Origin of the sequence: Actinoplanes flavus, from assembly GCF_017592555.1 — a bacterium.
Classification (GTDB): domain Bacteria; phylum Actinomycetota; class Actinomycetes; order Mycobacteriales; family Micromonosporaceae; genus Actinoplanes; species Actinoplanes flavus.
The window spans coordinates 652,382-672,595 of sequence record NZ_JAGFNS010000001.1 but is presented as its reverse complement, the minus strand read 5'-3'; the positions used below and the strand labels follow the sequence as shown (position 1 = coordinate 672,595).

The following is a 20,214-nucleotide window of genomic DNA, read 5'->3' as shown; positions in this document are numbered from 1 at the left end:
CTGACCGCCCAGCGGTTCGTGCCGGACCCGTACGGTCCGGCCGGCTCCCGGCTGTACCGGTCGGGTGACGTGGTCCGCTGGCGGGGTGACGGGGTGGTCGAGTACCTGGGCCGTTCCGACGACCAGGTCAAGATCCGTGGCTACCGGGTGGAGATCGGCGAGATCGAGGCGGTGCTGAACGAGCACCCGGCGGTCACCGAGGCGCGTGTCCTGCTCGTGGGGGGACGGCTCATCGCGTACCTCGCCGGGTCTTCGGAAGCCGGGTCTGCGGAAGCCGGGTCTGCGGAAGGGGTTGCCGCGTTCTGCGGGCAGCGCCTCCCGGAGTACATGGTCCCGGCCGCGTTCGTCGAGCTGGACGTCATGCCGCTGAACGCCAACGGCAAGGTCGACCGCCGGGCGCTGCCCGAGCCGCCGGCCGCCGGCCCGGAGACCGTCGACGACACCCCGATGACCGCGATCGAGACGGCCGTCGCGGAGGCGTTCCAGCGGGCGCTGGGCACCGCCCCGATCGGCCGCGGCGACCGCTTCTTCGAGCGGGGTGGCGACTCGATCCGGGCCGTCGCGGTGGTCGGCGCGCTCCGCGGCCAGGGCTTCGACCTGACCGTGCGGGACGTCTTCGCCCAGCGTACGGTCGCCGACCTGGCCGCCGTCCTGGCCGGCCGGGGCGCGGGCGTCGCGGCGCCGGCGGTCACCGACCGGTACGCGCTGATCAGCGCCGCCGACCGGGCCCTGCTCCCGGCCGGAACGGTCGACGCCTACCCGCTGGGCGAGGTCCAGCTGGGCATGGTGGCCGAGTACTTCGCCAGCGGCGACCGCCGGACCTACCACAACGTGGCTGCCCGGCGGATCACCGACGGCCGGCCGTTCGACGAGGCCGCGTTCCGTCGCGCCGTCGAGGTGATCACCGCCCGGCACGAGAACCTGCGGACGTCGGTGCACCTCACCGGCTACTCGGTGCCGATGCAGATCGTGCACGGGACCGCCGCGGTGCCGGTGCGGGTGGTGGACGCCCGGGGCGCCGACGAGCGGCTGCTCACCGCCGAGGTGGCGGCCGAGCGGGCGAACCCGATGGACTTCCGGTCCGCGCCGCTGATGCGGCTGGCCGCGCTGGTGGAGAACGACACCACCTGGTGGCTGCTGATCACCTGCTCGCACGTGATCACCGACGGCTGGAGCAGCGCCACCTTCGAGATGGAGCTGGCGAACGCGTACCGGGAGATCCGCGACACCGGCGCGCCCGCCGCCTACGAGCCGCCTGCCGTCCGCTACGCGGACGTCATCGCCGGGGAGCTCGCGTCGCTGCGCGATCCGGAGGAGGCCGCGTTCTGGAAGCGGGTGGTCGAGGGGCACGCGCGGTTCGAGGTTCCGGCCACGTGGGCGGTCACGCCGGGTGACAAGCCGGAGGCGTACGGCGTGAGCGTCCCGATCGACGACCTGGCCCCCGAGCTGCGGTCCCGTGCGTCCGAGGCCGGTGTCCCGTTCAAGACCCTGCTGCTCGCCGCCCACCTGGAGGTGCTCAGCCGGGTGACCGGTGCGCCGGCCTTCCACACCGGTGTGGTGTTCCACGGGCGGCCCGAGGCGGTCGGCGCGGAGCGGGTGCTCGGCATGCACCTCAACACGCTGCCGTTCCCGCACCGGGCCGGCGCCCGGACCTGGCGTGAGCTGCTCACCCGGGTCCTGGAGCAGGAGACCGAGGTCTGGGCGCACCGGCGGTACCCGCTGTCCCGCATCCAGCGGGACGCGGCCGTCGACGGCCGGCTGATCGACGTGCTCTTCAACTACATCGACTTCCACCAGGTCGACGGCGAGATCGTCGACCAGGGCGTGGCGGTCAACCAGCGGGCCAACGACTTCGGTCTGTCGGTGCACGCGTTCGGCGACCGCCGGATCGGCATCGCCACCGACGGTGTGCTGCTCGCTCCGCGGTACGCGGACCAACTCGCGGCGCAGTACCGGTCGGTTCTGACCGGGATCGCCGCCGGACTCGACGAGGAGGCGACAGTGCCGACGACGACCACCACCGTTGACGATGACCCGCTCGCACACGAGCTGTTCGAGGCCCGCGTGGCCGCCGACCCCGATGCCGTCGCGGTGGTGGCGGGTGACGTCGAGCTGACGTACGCCGAGGTCAACGCCCGTGCCAACCGTCTCGCGTGGCTGCTGCGCGACGCCGGGGTGGGCCCGGAGGACCTGGTCGGCGTGCACCTGGAACGCGGCGTGGACCTGGTGCCGACCCTGCTCGGTGTGCTCAAGTCCGGTGCGGGCTACCTGCCGCTGGACCCGGCCAACCCGATGGAGCGCCTCGGCTACGTGCTGGCGGACGCCGGCGCCCGGATCGTGGTGACCTCGGCCGAGCTGGCGCCCGGACTGGCCGACGTGTTCGACGGGACGCTGGTCCTGCCGCCCGCCGAGGGCCGCACGGACGACCCGCCGCGGGTGTCCACCCCGGACGGCGTCATCTACACCATCTACACGTCCGGTTCGACCGGCCGTCCCAAGGGCGTGGTGCTCAGCCACCGCAACGTGACCCGGCTGCTCGACACCGCACAGGAGCACTACGACTTCGACGAGTCGGACGTGTGGTCGATGGCCCACTCGTACGCCTTCGACGTGTCGGTGTTCGAGATGTGGGGCGCGCTGGCGTTCGGCGGCCGCCTGGTGGTCGTGCCGCGCGACGTGTCCCGCTCGCCGGAGGACTTCCTGGACCTCCTGGTCGACCAGCAGGTGACCGTCCTGTCGCAGACGCCGACCGCGTTCCGGTCGGTGGTCACCGCGGCGGCCGGCGGCGACCGGCGGATCAAGCTGCTCAGCCTCCGCGCGGTGATCTTCGCGGGCGAGAAGCTGGAGGTGGCCGAGCTCAAGCCGTGGGTGGACCGGGTCGGGCTGGGCCGGGTGGCGCTGGTCAACATGTACGGGATCACCGAGACCACCGTGCACACCACGTACCACCGGCTCACCAAGCGCGACCTCGCGCCCGGCGCGGGAAATCCGATCGGCCGGCCGCTCTCCGATCTGGAGATGCACCTGCTGGACGAGGACGGCAACCCGGTTCCGCCGGGTGTCACCGGCGAGATCTACGTGTCCGGGCCCGGCGTGGCCCGCGGCTACCTGGGCCGGGCCGCCCTCACCGCGCAGCGGTTCGTGCCGGACCCGTTCGGCCCGGCCGGCAGCCGCATGTACCGCAGCGGCGACCTCGCCCAACAGCGCCCGGACGGCACCTTCGAGTTCTTCGGACGGGCCGACGACCAGGTGAAGATCCGCGGCTTCCGGATCGAGCTGGGCGAGATCAGCGCGGCCGTCACCGGCTGCGACGGGGTCCGTGAGGCGGTCACCGTGCTCGGCGCGGACGGCCGGCTGGTCGGCTACGTCGTGGCGGCCGAGGGGCAGAGCCCGGACCCGCGGGCGATCCGGGAGACCATCTCCCGCACCCTGCCCGAGTACATGGTCCCGGCCGCGCTGGTGCCGATCGCCGCGATCCCGCTGACCACCAACGGCAAGCTGGACAAGCGGGCGCTGCCCGCGCCGGAGGCGAGCCAGTGGCGCAGCGGCGGTGAGTACGTCGCCCCGCGTACCCCGCTGGAGGCCTCGGTCTCGCAGATGTGGCAGTCGGTGCTCGGCATCGACCGGGCCGGCGTCACCGACGGCTTCTTCGACATCGGCGGCGACTCGATCCGGGCCGTCGTGCTCATCGGCACGCTGCGCGACCACGGGTACGACGTCGAGGTCAAGGACCTGATGCGGCACCCGGTCCTGGGGGAGCTGTGCGCGCTGCTCGCCCAGCGTGCGGGCGCCGCCGCCCCGGCCGCCCCGGTGGCGCCGTTCAGCCTGATCAGCGAGGACGACCGGGCGCTGCTGCCGGACGGCCTGGACGACGCCTACCCGCTGCTCCAGGCGCAGACCGGCATGCAGGTCGAGATGCTGGTCGGCGGGGAGCACCCGCCGTACCACGTGGTGACCAGCGTCCGGATCCGCGACGGCCGCCCGTTCGACGCGGAGAAGTTCCGGGCCGCCGCGGCCCTGCTCGCGCCCCGCCACGACGTGCTGCGCAGCACCGTCAGCCTGGACGGCTACTCGACGCCGATGCAGCTCGTGCACACCGAGGTGCCGGTGATCGTCCCGGTCGCGGACCTGAGCGGCCTGGACGAGGCGGAGACCGCCGCCGAGATCGAGCTGTTCGTCGCCGACGCCGGCCGGCACCCGCTCGATCCGGCCGGGCCGCCGCTGCTGAAACTCGCCGTGCACCTGTGCGCGGACGGCAGCTGGCAGCTCACCGCCATCAACTCGCACGTGGTGCTGGACGGCTGGAGCCGGCGGACGCTGTTCGTCGAGCTGTTCGAGGCGTACCACCACCTGATCGACGGCCGTCCGGTCGCATGGACGCCGCCGTCGCTGCGGTTCGCCGACACGGTCGCCGCCGAGCTGGCCGCGCTGGCCTCCGAGACGGAGCAGGAGTTCTGGCGCTCGCAGGTGGAGAACTGCCCGCGGTTCTCGCTCCCGGCCGGCTGGGGTGTCGCGGACGGCGAGCCGGGCGGCACGATCGTCGTGGACATCCCGTTCGCGGACCTCGCGGACGGCCTGCGCACGGTCGCCGCGCGGGCCGGCGCCCCGATGAAGAGCACGCTGCTGGCCGCACACCTCAACGTGCTCGGCGGGCTCACCCCGGAGTCGTCGTTCCTGTCCGGGCTCACCCACCACGTACGGCCGGAGTCCGCGGACGCCGACCGGGTGCACGGCATGTTCCTCAACGTGCTGCCGCTGCGCCACGACCGGGGTGCGCGCACGTGGCGGGACCTGGTGGCGGCCACCTTCGCCCGGGAGCGGGAGGTGTGGGAGCACCGGCACTTCCCGATGCCGCAGATCGAGCGCAGCCACGGCGACGGCGGCCGGATGATCGAGGCCTACTTCAGCTACCACGACTTCACCGGCCTGGGCTCCAGCCTGGACGGTGAGGTGGCGGTCGGCGACAGCCTCGGCCACAGCAGCAACGAGTTCGGGTTGTCCATCTCGACCGGCCCCGGGCTGCTGCACCTGCGCTGCAACCTCCAGCTGCTGTCCCGCGAGCACGTCTCCCGGCTCGCCTCGATGTACCGCTCGGTGCTGGAGGCGATGGCCGCCGACCCGGAGGGCGACGCGACCCGGGTGTTCCTGCCGGTCGGTGAGGCCGAGACGGTCGCCGGCTGGGAGTCGGCGGCCGAGGGCGCGGTCACCGACCGTCCGGTGCCGCTGTCCTTCGCCGAGCAGGCCGCTCGTACCCCGGTGGCGGTCGCGGTCCGCGGCGACGGCTTCGAGCTGTCGTTCGCCGACCTGGCCGGCCGGGCCGGCGCGGTCGCCGCGCGGCTCCGGGAGGCGGGCGTGTCCCGTGGCGACCGGGTGGGTGTGCTGGTCGACCGGGGTCCGTGGCTGCACGCCGCGATGCTGGGTGTCTGGTTCGCCGGTGCCGCCTACGTGCCGGTCGACCCCGGCTTCCCGGCGGCCCGGGTGGAGTCGATGCTGGACGGCGCGGCCGCCCTGGTCACCGATGCCGATCGGGCCGCCGACGTTCCGGTGGTCCGGGTCGAGGGTCTGGAGCCGGTGGCCTTCACCCCGGTCGAGGTCGACCCGGACGAGTTGGCCTACGTCATCTACACCTCCGGTTCGACCGGTAAGCCGAAGGGCGTGGCGGTCTCCCACCGGGGCCTCGCGAACCACGTCGGCTGGGCGGTCCGGGACCTGGCGGTGGCCGGTTCCCTGATCGGCGGCGGCACCGGTGGCGCGGTCTTCTCGTCGGTCGCCTTCGACCTGGTGGTGCCGAACGTGTGGGCGCCGCTGCTGGCCGGTCAGCCGGTCGAGATGCTGCCGCAGGATCTGGACCTGTCCGAGCTGGGCGCGCGCCTGGAGGCCGCCGGCCCGTACGCGTTCCTCAAGCTCACCCCCGGACACCTGGAGGTGCTGTCGCACCAGCTCAGCCCGGAGCGGGTCACCGCCCTGGCGGGTGTCATGGTGGTCGCCGGCGAGGCGCTGCCCGGCGCGCTGGCGAGCCGCTACTCGCCGTCCGGCCGGATCGTCAACGAGTACGGCCCCACCGAGGCCAGCGTCGGCACCTGCATTCACCGGGTGCCCGCCGACCCCGGTACGGGCGTGGTGCCGATCGGCGCCCCGCTGCCCGGCATGGTGATGCGGGTCCTGGACGAGCGGCTCAACCGGGTCCCGGTCGGGGCGGTGGGCGAGCTGTTCGTCGGCGGCGAGGGCGTGGCCCGGGGCTACCTGGACCGGCCCACGCTGACCGCCCAGCGGTTCGTGCCGGACCCGTACGGTCCGGCCGGCTCCCGGCTGTACCGGTCGGGTGACGTGGTCCGCTGGCGGGGTGACGGGGTGGTCGAGTACCTGGGCCGTTCCGACGACCAGGTCAAGATCCGTGGCTACCGGGTGGAGATCGGCGAGATCGAGGCGGTGCTGAACGAGCACCCGGCGGTCACCGAGGCGCGGGTGCTGCTGGTCGACGACCGGCTGACCGCGTACGTGGTCGGCTCCGCCGCCGGTCTGCGGGCGTTCTGCGACGAGCGGCTGCCCGACTACATGGTCCCGGCCGCGTTCGTCGAGCTGGACGTCATGCCGCTGAACGCCAACGGCAAGCTGGACCGGCGCGCCCTGCCCGAGCACACGCTGTCGATGGACGACTTCGAGCCGCCGGTCACCGAGACCGAACGCGGCCTCGCCGAGGTCTTCACCGAGCTGCTCGGCGTCGAGCGGGTCGGCCGCGGCGACGGCTTCCTGGCCCTCGGCGGCCACTCCATCCTGGTGATCAAGGCGGTCGCGACCGCTCAGCGCCGCGGGCTCCCGCTGTCGCTGTTCATGATGTACCAGCACCGGACCCTGGCCGCGCTGGCCGAGGCGGTCGACGAGCAGATCGCGGCCGAGGCCGCCGCCAAGGCCGCGCCGCAGGTGGCCGCGCCCGGCCTGGTGTCCCGCCAGGAATGGCGCGACGCCATGGAACGGCACCACGTGCCGGGCCTGAGCGTGGCGGTCATCGCCGGCGGCGAACTCGTCGAGGTGGAGACGTTCGGCCAGGCCGCGGCGGGTGTCCCGGTCACCGGGCGGACGCCGTTCCAGGCCGGCTCGCTGAGCAAGCACCTCACCGCGCTGGCCGTGCTGCGGCTGGTCGACGAGGGCCGGCTCGACCTCGACGAGGACGTGAACCGCTACCTGACCGGCTGGCGGGTGCCCGCCGGGGACGGCCCGGTGACGCTGCGGCAGCTGCTGGCGCACCGCTCCGGCCTGTCGTCCACCCCGGGCGGCGGTTTCCTCCCGGGCGGTCCGGCGCCCTCGCTCACCGCCCTGCTCGACGGGGTCACCCGGATCGAGCCGGCCGGCGCCGGCTTCCGCAAGGCCAACGTCCACTACGTGGTGGTGCAGCAGCTCCTGAGCGACGTCACCGGGGAGCCGTTCGACGGGCTCATGCGCCGGCTGGTGCTGGACCCGCTGACCATGGTGGACAGCGGCTTCGACCAGGACTACCCGGCCCGCTCGGGCAGCCCGGTCGCGCACGGCCACGACCGCGACGGGGAGCCGATCGAGGGCGGCTGGCGGGTCCGCCCGGACGCCGCCGCGGCCGGTCTCTGGTCCACGCCGGCCGACCTGGCCCGGGTGGCGATCGAGCTGCGACGGTCCGCCCTGGGCCGCCCGCGGGCCCTGCTCCGGCGGGACACCGCGGCCCTGATGCTCACCCCCTACGAGGACAGCCTGTACGGGCTCGGCACGGTCGTCGACCGGGGCGCCGAGACCGAGTTCGGTCACGGCGGGACGCCGACCGGCTACCACGGGCTGTCGGTGATCGCGCTCAAGTCCGGTGACGGGCTCTGCGTGATGACCAACGGCGACGCCGGCGAGCAGGTCGTCAAGACCGTCGCCGCCCGGCTGCGCTCCCGATAGATCACCGTCCACGGCCGGGGGGGGGGCCCCCCCCGCCGGGCCGCCCCACCCCCCGTGGGGGGCAGCGGAGGGACCGCCCCGCCCCCGGGCGGCCCCGCCCCCCCCCCCGCCCCGCCCGGCCATTCCCCTTTTCGGAGCCTGCTGATGACCTCGACCTCGCACCTCACACCGGGCGCCGAGGCGCCGGCCCCGGTGCCGCCACTGCGCCGTAACCGGGACTTCCGGATGCTCTGGGTGGGCGCCGGCTCGTCGCTGCTCGGCACCCGGGTGGCGGTCGCCGCGTACCCCCTGATGATCCTGTGGGGTGGCGGCACCCCGGCGGACGCCTCGCTGGTGGCGTTCGCGACCCTGCTGCCGCAACTGCTGTTCGTGCTGCCGGCCGGCGCGCTCGTCGACCGCTGGAACCGCCGCCGGGCCATGCTGATCTGCGACGCCGTCGGGTTCGCCGGCATGGCCAGCCTGGTGGTGGCGCTGCTGTTCGGCGAGGTGTGGCTGCCGCACGTCATGCTGGTGGCCTTCCTGGACGGCACCGCCGTGATCGTCTACCGGCTGGCCGAGCGCGCCTCGGTACGCCACGTCGTGCATCCCACGCATCTGGGCGCCGCCCTGTCCCAGAACGAGGCCCGCGGCCAGGCCACCGGCCTGATCGGGCAGCCGGCCGGAACCGCCCTGTACTCGCTGTTCCGGTGGCTGCCGTTCGCCTTCGCGACCGTCACCCACCTGGTCGCCTTCGTGACGCTGCTGACCGTGCGCCGTGACCTCCAGGGCGAACGGGTCACGCCACGGCGGATGCTGACCACCGAGATCGCCGAGGGGTTCGCTTGGGTGTGGCGGCACCGGTTCATGCGGTCGGCGATCCTGCTGGTCGGCGGCAGCAACCTGGCGTTCCAGGTGATCAACCTGACCCTGGTGCTGATCATCCGGGAGGGCGGGCACCCGCCGTACATGGTCGGCCTGCTCGGCCTGCTCGGCGGTCTGGGTGGGCTGCTCGGCGCGCTGGGCGCGGCCCGGGTGATGCGGCGGGTGCCGGTCCAGGCCATCCTGATCGGCGTCCTGGCGCTGTGGGCCGTCCTGATCGCCCTGGTCGCCGTCACCACCCTCCCGGCCGGGCTGGGCGCGCTGATGGGCGGCATGGCGGCGCTGGGCGCGCTGCTCAACGTGGCTGCCGCGACCTACCAGATCCGGGTCACTCCGGACGCCATGCAGGGCCGGGTGACGAGTGTGTTCGCGCTGATCGGATCCGGTCTGAACTCGGTCGGCGCGCTGCTCGGCGGGGTCCTGCTGAGCGCCGCCGGAACGTCGGTGGCCGCTCTGATCACCGCCGCCGGCATGGGTGTGCTGGCCCTTCTGGCGCTCGGTGTGCCGTCGATCCGCCGCGCACCCGTCGAGTGAGACGAACACATGTAAGTTTTCTTTGACAGGTGCCGCGGCCCTCCTGTAAGTTTTTTCTTACACATGAAGTGCCCTGCTGATAGGGGTACCCCTGGATCCCGTTTGATCACCCCGAACAGGGCCGGTCCGCCCGAAAAATCCACTTAGGATCACTTCGAGGCAAGCCGGGCCGGGGTTCAGATCACGTCAGCAGGCCGCGAGAAGGGGATGGCCACATGAGCTACGGCAACGACCTCACCAGCGTTCTGGCAGTGGTGGGAATCGTCCTGGTCCTGGTCCTGATCATCACTCAGGTCGCCGCCACCTGGCGGGCCCGCATCGTCGCCCAGCGGGACGACGACCACTACCGCGAGCTCAGCCAGCGGTACGCCGAGCTGGTCCTCGAGCACGACGAGCTGCGGCAGCGGGTGGCCGGCGAGCTGACCGGCGTACGCGAGTCGGTGGTCTCGATGGAGCAGATGATGCGCGAGCTGAAGTGAAACCCCTCCCCCCTCTCCCCTGATCCAGGAAGGACAGTCATGTCACGGAAGGCGTCGTCGACGACGGCGAAGGGTCCCCTGTTGGAGCGGATGGTGGGCTGGTCCGCCCGCCATCCCAAGAAGGTCATCGTGGGCTGGATCCTCCTGGTCGCCGTGGCGGTGCTGCTCGGCGACGCGGCGGGATCGGGCGCCAAGACCACCGACGCCGGTGAGGCCGGCCGCGCGCAGACCATGATCCGCGAGCAGAAGGTCACCTCGTCGTACACCGAGAACGTGCTCATCGAGGCTCCGGGCCGGGACCGGGCGTTCCTCGGCAGCCCCGAGCTGGAGAGCACCGCCAAGGACCTGAGCGACCGGATCAAGGCCCTGCCCGGCGCCACCACCGAGATCGTGACGCCGCTCGACAACGAGCGGACGCGGGCTGTGCTGGTCTCCGCGGACGGGAAGTCCGGCCTGGTCAGCTTCACCATCCCGGGTCCCGGGGCGGAGGCGGACAAGCACTTCGCGAAGATCAGGACCGAGGTCGAGGCGGTTCAGGCCGCCCACCCGGACGCCCGCGTCGCGATGGCCGGTGACATCTCGCTGACCTCCGCGGTCGACAAGGCCGCCGACGAGGACCTGGCCCAGGCCGAGCTGCTCTCCCTGCCGGTCACCCTGATCATCCTGGTGGTCGTCTTCGGCGCGCTGATCGCCGCCGCCGTCCCGTTGTTCCTCGCCGCCACCGCGGTGCTCGCCGGACTCGGCGTCCTCGGCCTGGTCGGCACGGTCATCCCGGCCAACAGCACGGTGTCGTCGGTGGTGCTGCTGATCGGCATGGCGGTCGGCGTCGACTACTCGCTGTTCTACCTGCGCCGTGAGCGGGAGGAACGGGCCGCCGGCAAGGACGCGGCCGAAGCCCTCAAGATCAGCGCCCGGACCTCGGGGCACGCCGTGGTCGTCTCCGGCATCACCGTGGTGCTGTCGCTGGCCGGCCTCTTCCTGGCCCAGATCGACACGTTCAACGGCATGGCCATCGGCACGATCATCGTGGTGAGCCTGGCGGTCCTCGGTTCGGTCACCGTGCTGCCGGCGATGCTCAGCCTGCTCGGCCGACGGGTCGACGCGCTCCGGCTGCCGTTCCTCGGCCGTTCCCGCACCACGGCGACCACCTCCCGCGGCTGGTCGGCGATCGCCGGCGGCGTGGCCCGCCACCCGGTCGTCTTCGGCGGCATCGCCCTGATCGCGCTGGTGGCGCTGGCCCTTCCGGCCTTCGGCATGAAGCTCAGCGAACCCGGCCAGCTCGACTCCCTGCCGCGCAGCATCCCGGCGGTCGACGCCGGTGTCCGGCTCCAGCAGGCGTTCCCCGGCGGCGCCGACCCGGCGCAGGTCGTGGTCTGGGGCTCCGGCGCCACCACCGGCGCGGCCGACCAGGCGGTCGAGGAGCTGCGCCGGCAGGCGGCCACGAGCGACCTGCTCGGCGACCAGATCTCGGCCAACCCGGTCGGGGACGTGCTGAGCATCAAGGTCCCGCTCGCCGGCGGCGGCACCGACGACACCTCGGTCGAGGCGCTGCGCACCCTGCGCGAGGACGTGCTGCCGCAGGCGTTCGCGAACACCTCCGGCCTGGAGTACGCGGTGGGCGGCCGCACCGCCGGCCTGCACGACTTCGCCCAGGTGCTGGAGACGCGGACGATCTGGGTGATCGGCTTCGTCCTGGTCCTGTCGTTCATCGTGCTGGTCATCGCGTTCCGGGCGCCGCTGGTCGCCGCGGTCTCGATGGTGCTCAACCTGCTCGCGATCGGCGCGGCGATCGGCATCGTGGTCCTCGGCTTCCAGAACGGCGACTTCGCCGGGCTGCTCGGCTTCTCCTCCTTCGGCGGGGTGGTCAACTGGCTGCCGCTGTTCATGTTCGTGATCCTGTTCGGACTGAGCATGGACTACCACGTCTTCATCCTGAGCCGGGTCCGGGAGCGCTGGGCCCGCGGCGAGTCCGCCAAGGACGCGGTCGTCCACGGCGTCGGCAGCAGCGCCGGCGTGGTGACCAGCGCGGCGGTCGTCATGATCGCGGTGTTCGCGATCTTCGCGACGCTCTCCGGCATCGAGTACAAGATGCTCGGCGTCGGCATGGCGGTCGCCATCCTGATCGACGCGACGATCGTCCGGGGCGTGCTGCTCCCCGCGGCGCTGTCGCTGCTCGGCGACCGGGCCTGGGCCCTGCGCGGCCGGCCCGCCCCGGTCGCCGGGCCCGAGCCGACCACTGAGAACACGATCGAGCCCGGCGAGGACGTCAAGGTCCTCAGCCCGGTGGGCGCCACCGAGGAAGGAACCCGATGAAGATGACCAAGGCAGGCGTGAGCACGCTGGCGATCGCGATGTGTGCGCTGCTGGCGGCCGGGTGCGACCCGAACGCGAGCGGATCCGACCAGAGCGCCGGGAACACGTACGACATCAGCGACAAGGTGAGCACCATCTCGCTGGACGCCCGCGGCGGCAACGTCACCCTCACCGCCTCGGACACCTCCGCGGTGAAGGTCACCGAGGACCTGAACTACTCGGACACCAAGCCGGAGACCTCGCACAGCGTCGACGGCGACACGCTCAAGCTGGTCGACAAGGGCTGCGGCGGCGACAGCTGCCACGTCAACTACAAGATCGAGCTGCCCAAGGGCACGGTCGTGCAGATCAAGACCGCGGGTGGGGACATCACCGGCAACGGCCTCGGCGCGAACGCCACGGTCGACACCGCGGGTGGCGACGTGAACCTGGAGTACTCGGCCGCGGCGCCCTTGGTCGACGCGACGAGCGCGGGCGGCAACGTCAAGATCAAGGTCCCGGCCGGGGCGTACGAGGTGGACGCCACCACCGACGGCGGCAACCGTGAGGTGTCGGTGCAGGAGGTCGCCGGCTCCGCGCACAAGATCAAGGCGAAGTCCGGCGGCGGCAACGTCACCGTGACCAGCTGACCGGCCGAAACACAATAAATATAGATAGGCGAGGCACAGTGTGGTCCCGGACGGTCGCCGCCGTCCGGGACCCGGCCGTTCCGGCCACGAGCAGAGAGTCTGCACGCTCATGACTGTTGCCAAGCACGTAGCGGCGCGTGACTGCTTCCGGGTGATAGCGCCTCGGCCCGCCGCACGGTTGACCCTCTTCTGTTTCCCGCACGCGGGTGGCGCCGCCAGCTCGTTCCATCAGCTGGCCACGCTGCTCCCGCCCGACATCGAGCTGGTCGCGGTGCAGTACCCCGGCCGGCAGGACCGTTACGGCGAGCCGATGCCCCGTACCCTCGCCGAACTCGTCGACGAGATCACCGGCGCCATGCTGGAGCGCCTCGACCGCCCGGCCGCCTTCTTCGGCCACAGCATGGGCGCCACGGTCGCCTTCGAGACGGCCCGCCGCCTGCGCTCGCGGCGGCCGAACGCGCTGCGGCGGCTGTTCGCCTCCGCCCGCCGGGCCCCGCACCACGACAACAGCAGGGCGCTGACCTTCCCGGACGACGCGTCGGTGCTGCGCTACGTCGACTCGCTCGGCGGCGCGGGCGCCCAGCTGCTCGCCGACGCCGAGCTGCGTGAGCTGGCCATGCCGATCCTGCGCGGTGACTTCCGGCTGATCGCCGACTACCGGTACGCCGCGGGCGCCCCGCTGACCTGCCCGATCACCGCCATCGCCGGGGACATCGACCCGTCCTTCACGGTCGACCACGCCACCGAGTGGGCCCGCCACACGGTCGCCGGATGTGAGGTCCGCGCCATCCAGGGCGGCCACTTCTACACCGAGACCGCGCCGGACGCGCTGGCGCGGCTGATCACCGAGAAGCTCGCCGCGGAGGTGACGGCATGAGTGCCAACCCCTTCGACGACGCCGACGGCCGGTTTTTGGTGCTCACCAACGAGCATGACCAGCACTCGCTGTGGCCGGCCACGGTCACCGTGCCGGCCGGCTGGAGCGTCGCGCTCGCCGAGTCCGCGCGCGACGAGTGCGTCCGCTACGTCGAGCGCAACTGGACCGATCTGCGCCCGCGGGAGGCTTCGCGATGAGCGCTGCCGGAAAACTGCCCGAGGGCATCGAGTCGGCGCTGCCGCTCACCCCGCTTCAGGAGGGCCTTCTGCTGCACGCGGTCCAGGAGCAGGACGACGGGGCCGGCGTCGACGTCTACGCCACCCAGCTGCGGCTCGACCTCGACGGCGACCTCGACCCCGCCCGCCTGCGGTCGGCCGCCGACCGGCTGATCGCCCGGCACGGCGCGCTGCGCGCGGCCTTCCACCATCGTGGACTCAAGCGGCCGGTGCAGCTCATCCACCGCGAGGTTCCGGCGGCCTGGAGCGAGCACGACCTGACCGGTACGCCCACCGGCTCCCGCGAGGACGAGGCCGCCCGGATCGCCGGCGCCGAGCGGGCGGCCGGGTTCTCCCCGCACCGCCCGCCGCTGCTGCGGTTCGCCCTGCTCCGCCTCGCCCCCGGCCGCCACCGGCTGGTCCTCACCGTGCACCACCTGCTGTGGGACGGCTGGTCGGTGCCGGTGGCGCTGGGCGAACTGTTCACCCTCTACGCCGGGCGGGACGGCACGCTGCCGCCGGCGCCCCAGTTCCGCGACTTCCTGGCCTGGCTGCGCGCCCAGCCGACCGGGCCGGCCGAACAGGCGTGGACCGGGGCGCTCGCCGGCCTGGAGACGCCCACCCACTACGCGCCGCAGGCCGCCGACCTGCCCGCGATCATGCAGCACGAGGTCCGTGCCGTGCTGCCCGCGGAGATCGCCGACCGCCTGGCCGAGCAGGGCCGCCGGCACGGCTGGACCCTGAGCACCGTGATCCAGTTCGGCTGGGGCGTGCTGCTGTCCCGGGTGCTGGACTCGGACGACGTGGTGTTCGGCACCACCGTCTCCGGCCGCCCGCCGCTGCTGCCCGGCAGCGACCGGATCGTCGGCCTGCTGCTCAACACGGTGCCGGTCCGCCTGCGCCCGCGGGCGGGGGAGTCCGCCGCGAGCTGCCTGGCCCGGCTCCAGACCACCCAGACGGAGCTGATCGAGCACCACCACACCCCGCTCGCGGCCATCCAGCGGGCGGCCGGGCATCCGGCGCTGTTCGACACGACGACGGTGTTCCAGAACTTCCCGCTCGACCACGAGGCGGTCACCGCGCCGCTGACCGCGGCCGGCGTACGCGTCACCGGCTACCGGATCGAGGACAGCACCCACTACCCGCTGCGCCTGGCGGTCACCGCGGGCGACGGGTTGGAGATGCGGCTCGGCCACCGCCCGGACGTGGTTCCGGCGGACGAGGCGGCGGCTCTGCTGGACCGGCTCGCCCGGCTGCTGACCGCGGTCGCCGGGAACCCGGACGTCGCCGTGGACGACCTCGACCCGCTCAGTGCGGCCGAGCGCGCCGACGTCCTGTACCGGTGGAACGACACCGCGGCGGAGGTGCCCGGCGGCACGCTGATCTCCCGGTTCGAGGAGCAGGCGGACCGGACCCCGGACGCTGTCGCCCTGCGTTTCGAGGGCGCGGCTCTCACGTACCGGGAACTGGACGAGCGGGCGAATCGCCTGGCCCGGCGGCTGATCGCCGAGGGCGCCGCGACCGGCCGCCTGGTCGGTGTCGCCCTGCCCCGCTCGTTCGACCTGGTCGTGGCGCTGTACGCGGTGCTCAAGACGGGCGCCGCCTACCTGCCGATCGACCCCGACTACCCGCCCGCCCGGATCGCCCAGATGATCGAGGACGGCGACCCGGTCTGTGTCCTGACCGAGGACACCACGTTCGACCTGACCGGGGTTCCCGCGCACCGGCTCACCGCGGCCGAACGGCGCCCGGCCGGCCCGGACGACACCGCGTACGTCATCTTCACCTCCGGATCGACCGGCCGCCCGAAGGGCGTGGCCGTCCCGCACCGCGGCATCGTGAACCGTCTCGTGTGGATGCAGCAGCGGTACGGCCTGCGCCCCGGCGAGCCGGTCGCGCAGAAGACGCCGGCCGGGTTCGACGTGTCGGTGTGGGAGTTCTTCTGGCCCTGCCTGGTCGGCGCGACCCTGGTCGTCGCCCGTCCGGAGGGGCACCGCGACCCGGCCTACCTGGCCGCGCTGATCCGCGACGAACGGATCACCACGGTGCACTTCGTGCCGTCGATGCTCGGCGAGTTCCTCCGGGAGCCGGCCGCGGCCGGCTGCACCGGGCTGCGCCGGGTGGTCTGCAGCGGCGAGGCCCTGCCGGTCGACCTGGAGCGGCGGTTCGCCGAGCTGCTGCCCGGGGTGGAGCTGCACAACCTGTACGGCCCGACCGAGGCGTCGGTCGACGTGACCGCCTGGGAGTGCCGCCCCGAGCCGGGCGCGGTGACCGTGCCGATCGGCTCGCCGATCACCAACATCCAGGTGTACGCCCTGGACCGCCGCCTGCGCCCGGTCCCGCCCGGGGTGGTCGGCGAGCTGTACCTGGCCGGTGTCGGCCTGGCGCACGGCTATCTCGGCCGGCCCGGGCTCACCGCGGAACGGTTCGTGGCCTGCCCGTACGGTCCTCCCGGCGAGCGCATGTACCGCACCGGCGACCTGGTCCGCTGGCGTCCCGACGGCGCCCTGGAGTACCTGGGCCGCAGCGACCACCAGGTCAAACTGCACGGGCAGCGGATCGAGCCGGGCGAGATCGAAGCCGCGTTCGCCGCCTGCCCGGACGTCTCGCAGTCGCTGGTGCTGGTCCGCGAGGACCGTCCCGGCGTGCAGCGGCTGGTGGCCTACGTGATCGCCGAGCCGGGCCACGCCCCGGACCCGATCGACCTGCTGGAGTCGGTGGCCGGAACGCTTCCCGCGCACATGGTCCCGACCTCGCTGGTGCTGCTGGACGCGTTCCCGGTCACCCCGAACGGCAAGGTCGACCGCAACGCGCTGCCCGCGCCGGAGACGCCCACCGTCGGGCGTGCCGGTGACGACGAGCCGCGGTCGGCGGCCGAGGCGGCGTTCGCCGGCGCCTTCGCCGCGGTGCTCGGCCTGGAGCGGGCCGGTGTCTCGGACAGCTTCTTCGACCTGGGCGGCGACAGCATCCTCGCGATGCGGGTGGTGTCGCTGGCCCGGCAGGCCGGCTGGATCGTCACGGCCAAGGACGTGTTCCGGCTGCGGACGGCGGCCGCGCTGGCCGCGGTGGCCCGGCCCGCCGACGCGGTCACCGTGGAGAGCGCGGACGCCGCGATCGGCCGCGCGCCCCTGCCGCCGCTCGGGTCGTCGCTGGTCGCCCGGGGCGGTGAGTTCCACGGCTTCCACCAGGCCGTCGTGGTCGAGACACCGGCCGGGCTGGACGACGCCACGCTCGCCGCCGCGCTGCGCGACGTGGTGCGCCACCACCCGGTGCTGCGGGCGCGCCTGCTGCCCGGCGACGACGGCTTCGAGATCCCGCCGCCCGCCGACGACGCCGGGATCCTGCTGCCCACGGACGGCATCGCGTCGGCCCACGCCGCGGCCGAGCTCGCCGCCCGGCGTCTCGACCCCGTTCAAGGTCGAAACCTTCTGGGCGTACGGGTGAGCGCCGGCCGTCTCGTGCTCTGCGCGCATCACCTGGTCGTCGACGCCGTCTCCTGGCAGGTGCTGCTGCCCGACCTGGCCGCCGCGGCGGCCGCCCGCACCCGCGGCGAGGCGCCCACCCTGGAGCCGGTGCCGGTCTCCTACCGCACCTGGGCCCTCGGTCAGACGGCCGGCGACGTGCGCGGCACCACCTACGGTGTGGCCGGCGACGCCCGGCACGACGAGATCACCGTGCCGGCCGACGTGGTCGAGCGGCTCGAACGGGTGGCGGAGAAGTTCCACGCCCGGCTCGACGACCTGCTGATCACCGCGCTGTCGCGGGCCCTGCCCGGACCGGAGGGGCCGATCGACGTGGAGGGCCACGGCCGCGACTCGGACGCCGACCTGTCCCGTACGGTCGGCTGGCTGACCAGCGTGCGCCCGGTCCGCGCGGAGGGTGCGGGCGCCGACCGGCGGGCCGCCCTGATGCGGGTGAAGGAGCAGGTGCGGTCCGGTGTCGCGGCCGGTCCGGCGGCGGTGCTGTTCAACTACCTCGGCGCCGTCGGCGGGGCGATCCCCGGCGCGTGGCCGCTGGTCACCACCGAGGCGCTGCCCTCCGGCATCGACCCGGGCATGCCGCTGGGCTACCGCACCGAGGTGCACGTCCAGGCGCGCCCGGGGGAGCGGGGGACCACCCTGCACGCCCGGTGGATCACCGCGGCCGGGTACCGGGTGCCCGCCGAGCGGTGGCGCGACGAGCTGACCGGTCTGGCCGCACTGGCCGACCCGGCGGTACCGGGCGGGCGTACCCCTTCCGACCTGCCGCTGGCCGGGTTGTCCCCGGCGGAGGTCACGGCGCTGGAGTCCCGCGTACCGGATCTCGCCGACGCCCTCGCGCTGAGCCCGTTGCAGGAGGGGTTCCTGTTCCACGCCGCGGAGGCGCGTGACGGCGGCACCGACGTCTACACCACGCAGGTGCGGCTCGACCTCTCCGGGAACGTGGATCCGGCCCGGATCCGGGCGGCCGGTCAGGCGCTGATCGACCGGCACTCGGCCCTGCGTACCGGTTTCCACCAGCTCGACAGCGGGACCGCGGTCCAGGTGGTACGCCCCGGCGGGGTGCTGCCGTGGCGGGAGACCGATCTCGGTGTGCTGCCCGCCGAGGAGCGGGAGGCCGCCGCCGGCCGGCTGGCCGCCGCCGAGCGGAGCGGCTTCGACCTGGACCGGCCGCCACTGCTGCGGCTGGCCCTGATGCGGCTCGGCCCGGACGCGTGGCGGCTGGCGGTCACCGGCCACCACATCGCGCTCGACGGCTGGTCGATGCCGATCCTGGTGGACGAGCTGCGCCGGTTGTGGACCGACCCGCGGGCGTACGCGGACACCGTCGCGCCCACCCACCGCGCGCACGCCGAGTGGCTGTCCCGCCGGGACACCGGCGCCGCCGAGCGGGCCTGGGCCGGGAACCTGCACGGCCTGCCCGGCCCGTTGCTGGTCGCCCCGGAGATCCCGGGCGCGGCGGTCACCGCCCAGCGGCAGATCATGCGTGACCTGCCCGGCACGGTCGTCCGCCGGCTGCTCGACGCGGTCCACCCGCTGGGCGTCACGCTCAACACCGCGGTCGAGTTCGCCTGGGGCCTGGTGCTGGCCCGGATCACCGGCCGGGAGGACGTGGTGTTCGGCACCACCGTCTCCGGCCGCCCGGCCGACCTGCCCGGCGCCGACCGGATGATCGGCCTGTTCGTGAACACCGTGCCGGTGCGGGTGCGCCTCGACTCCGGCCGGACCGTCGGGCAGGCGCTGACCGCCTTCCAGGACGAGCAGACCGAACTGCTCGACCACCAGCACCTGGGGCTGGGCCGGATCCACCGGCTGACCGGCTGCACCCAGCTCTTCGACACCACGACGATGCTGGTCAACTATCCCTTCGACGTGGAGTCGCTGGCCGATCCGGACGGCGCCGGCATCCGGGTCACCGGGCTCGGCCTGGACGACGCCACGCACTATCCGCTGCGGCTGGTCGCGGTGCCCGGCCCGGACGACGGCCTCACCGTACGCCTGGGCTACCGGCCCGACCTCGTCACGCTCGCCGAGACCGAGGCCCACCTGGACCGGATGATGCTGGCGCTGGAGACCCTGGCCGACGGCGTGGACCGGCCGGTGCGCGAGATCGACCTGCTCAGCGCGGCGGAGCGGGATACGGTCGTGGCGCAGTGGGGAGGCTACTGATCACATGACAGAATTTGCTGACACCTGTCATGTCCCGTTGACACCTCTCCGCGCGTGTGAAAGGCTCTCCATGCGCCGGAAATGAGGTTCACGCGGATGGATGTCACAGGGGACGACCTGCTGAAAATGCTGACGGCGCTGAGCAATCAGCACCGTCTCAGGATCGTCGGGATGCTCTCCGTCGAACGTGACTACGTCAGCCGGTTGGCGGGGCGCCTGGGCATGAGCCGGCCGCTCCTGCACATGCACCTCGCCCGGCTGGAGGCCGCGGGCCTCATCGAGGGGAGCCTCGAGCTGTCCGCGGATGGCAAGGCGATGAAGTTCTTCGAGGTCACACCGTTCGCGCTGCATCTGACACCGGAGTCGGTGGCGGAAGCGGTGAAGACGCTGAGTGACGACCGGCGCGGCGATGGCGACGAGAAGTGAAGGCGATGGTGAGTGCGTTGGGTTCCACGGGCGACGACTGGGTGGGCGTGCTGGCTGCCGCCGGGATCTTCGCGGTGCTCATCGTGATCGTGTGGCAGGTCGCCGCCACCTGGCGGGCGCGCCTGGCCGCGGCCCGGGAGAAGCAGTACCAGGAGCTCGCCGAGAAATGCGCGCGGCTGCTGGAGGAGAACGCCGAGTTGCAGCGGCGGACCGTCGCCGAGCTCCTGCAGGTGCGGGAGGCCACCTCGGCGATGGAGAAGATGATGCGCGAGGTCGGGTGACACCAGAAATATAGGCCTCATCGACACAGTGGAGCCCTGCGATTCC

At 73.2% G+C, this 20,214-nt stretch carries 10 protein-coding genes; all 10 read left to right on the top strand.

What is annotated here, in order from left to right:
* Positions 1-18: 18 nt before the first annotated feature.
* The 10 genes from J5X75_RS03055 (at position 19) to J5X75_RS03010 (ending at position 20,168) form a co-directional block, all read left to right on the top strand.
* On the top strand, positions 19-7,908 hold the full coding sequence (locus tag J5X75_RS03055) for a non-ribosomal peptide synthetase (RefSeq protein ID WP_307797897.1): 7,890 nt from the start codon (positions 19-21) through the stop codon (positions 7,906-7,908).
* A gap of 144 nt (positions 7,909-8,052) precedes the next feature.
* Positions 8,053-9,300, top strand: coding sequence for an MFS transporter (locus tag J5X75_RS03050; protein ID WP_208465647.1), 1,248 nt, complete (start codon positions 8,053-8,055; stop codon positions 9,298-9,300).
* 215 nt (positions 9,301-9,515) lie between these two features.
* Positions 9,516-9,779 (top strand): hypothetical protein, encoded by a 264-nt coding sequence (locus J5X75_RS03045; RefSeq protein WP_183217005.1) that lies wholly within the window; start codon positions 9,516-9,518, stop codon positions 9,777-9,779.
* A 39-nt stretch (positions 9,780-9,818) separates the two neighbouring features.
* Positions 9,819-12,092 carry an MMPL family transporter gene (locus J5X75_RS03040; protein ID WP_208465646.1) on the top strand — a complete coding sequence of 758 codons (2,274 nt, stop codon included), beginning with the start codon at positions 9,819-9,821 and terminating at the stop codon, positions 12,090-12,092.
* Positions 12,089-12,721, top strand: a complete 633-nt coding sequence (locus tag J5X75_RS03035) for a DUF4097 family beta strand repeat-containing protein (RefSeq protein WP_208465645.1) — start codon at positions 12,089-12,091, stop codon at positions 12,719-12,721. Before J5X75_RS03040 ends, J5X75_RS03035 begins: the two co-directional genes overlap by 4 nt.
* 109 nt (positions 12,722-12,830) lie before the next feature.
* The gene (locus J5X75_RS03030) at positions 12,831-13,598 is read left to right on the top strand and encodes a thioesterase II family protein (RefSeq protein ID WP_208465644.1); all 768 of its coding nucleotides are present in this window, start codon (positions 12,831-12,833) and stop codon (positions 13,596-13,598) included.
* Positions 13,595-13,795, top strand: a complete 201-nt coding sequence (locus J5X75_RS03025) for an MbtH family protein (protein ID WP_208465643.1) — start codon at positions 13,595-13,597, stop codon at positions 13,793-13,795. Before J5X75_RS03030 ends, J5X75_RS03025 begins: the two co-directional genes overlap by 4 nt.
* Complete coding sequence (locus J5X75_RS03020) at positions 13,792-19,461, top strand: non-ribosomal peptide synthetase (RefSeq protein WP_208465642.1); 5,670 nt, start codon at positions 13,792-13,794, stop codon at positions 19,459-19,461. The genes J5X75_RS03025 and J5X75_RS03020 overlap by 4 nt, the downstream gene beginning before the upstream one ends.
* A gap of 96 nt (positions 19,462-19,557) precedes the next feature.
* The gene (locus J5X75_RS03015) at positions 19,558-19,887 is read left to right on the top strand and encodes an ArsR/SmtB family transcription factor (RefSeq protein ID WP_188119705.1); all 330 of its coding nucleotides are present in this window, start codon (positions 19,558-19,560) and stop codon (positions 19,885-19,887) included.
* A gap of 8 nt (positions 19,888-19,895) precedes the next feature.
* Entirely contained in the window at positions 19,896-20,168 is a 273-nt protein-coding gene (locus J5X75_RS03010) for a hypothetical protein (RefSeq protein WP_307797901.1), read from the top strand.
* The last annotated feature ends 46 nt before the right edge of the window (positions 20,169-20,214 follow it).

Coding starts and splice junctions, on each gene's coding strand:
- J5X75_RS03045 (WP_183217005.1), top strand. CDS start 9,516: ATGAGCTACGGCAACGACCTCACCAGCGTTCTGGCAGTGGTGGGAATC.
- J5X75_RS03015 (WP_188119705.1), top strand. CDS start 19,558: ATGGATGTCACAGGGGACGACCTGCTGAAAATGCTGACGGCGCTGAGC.
- J5X75_RS03050 (WP_208465647.1), top strand. CDS start 8,053: ATGACCTCGACCTCGCACCTCACACCGGGCGCCGAGGCGCCGGCCCCG.
- J5X75_RS03025 (WP_208465643.1), top strand. CDS start 13,595: ATGAGTGCCAACCCCTTCGACGACGCCGACGGCCGGTTTTTGGTGCTC.
- J5X75_RS03020 (WP_208465642.1), top strand. CDS start 13,792: ATGAGCGCTGCCGGAAAACTGCCCGAGGGCATCGAGTCGGCGCTGCCG.
- J5X75_RS03035 (WP_208465645.1), top strand. CDS start 12,089: ATGAAGATGACCAAGGCAGGCGTGAGCACGCTGGCGATCGCGATGTGT.
- J5X75_RS03040 (WP_208465646.1), top strand. CDS start 9,819: ATGTCACGGAAGGCGTCGTCGACGACGGCGAAGGGTCCCCTGTTGGAG.
- J5X75_RS03030 (WP_208465644.1), top strand. CDS start 12,831: ATGACTGTTGCCAAGCACGTAGCGGCGCGTGACTGCTTCCGGGTGATA.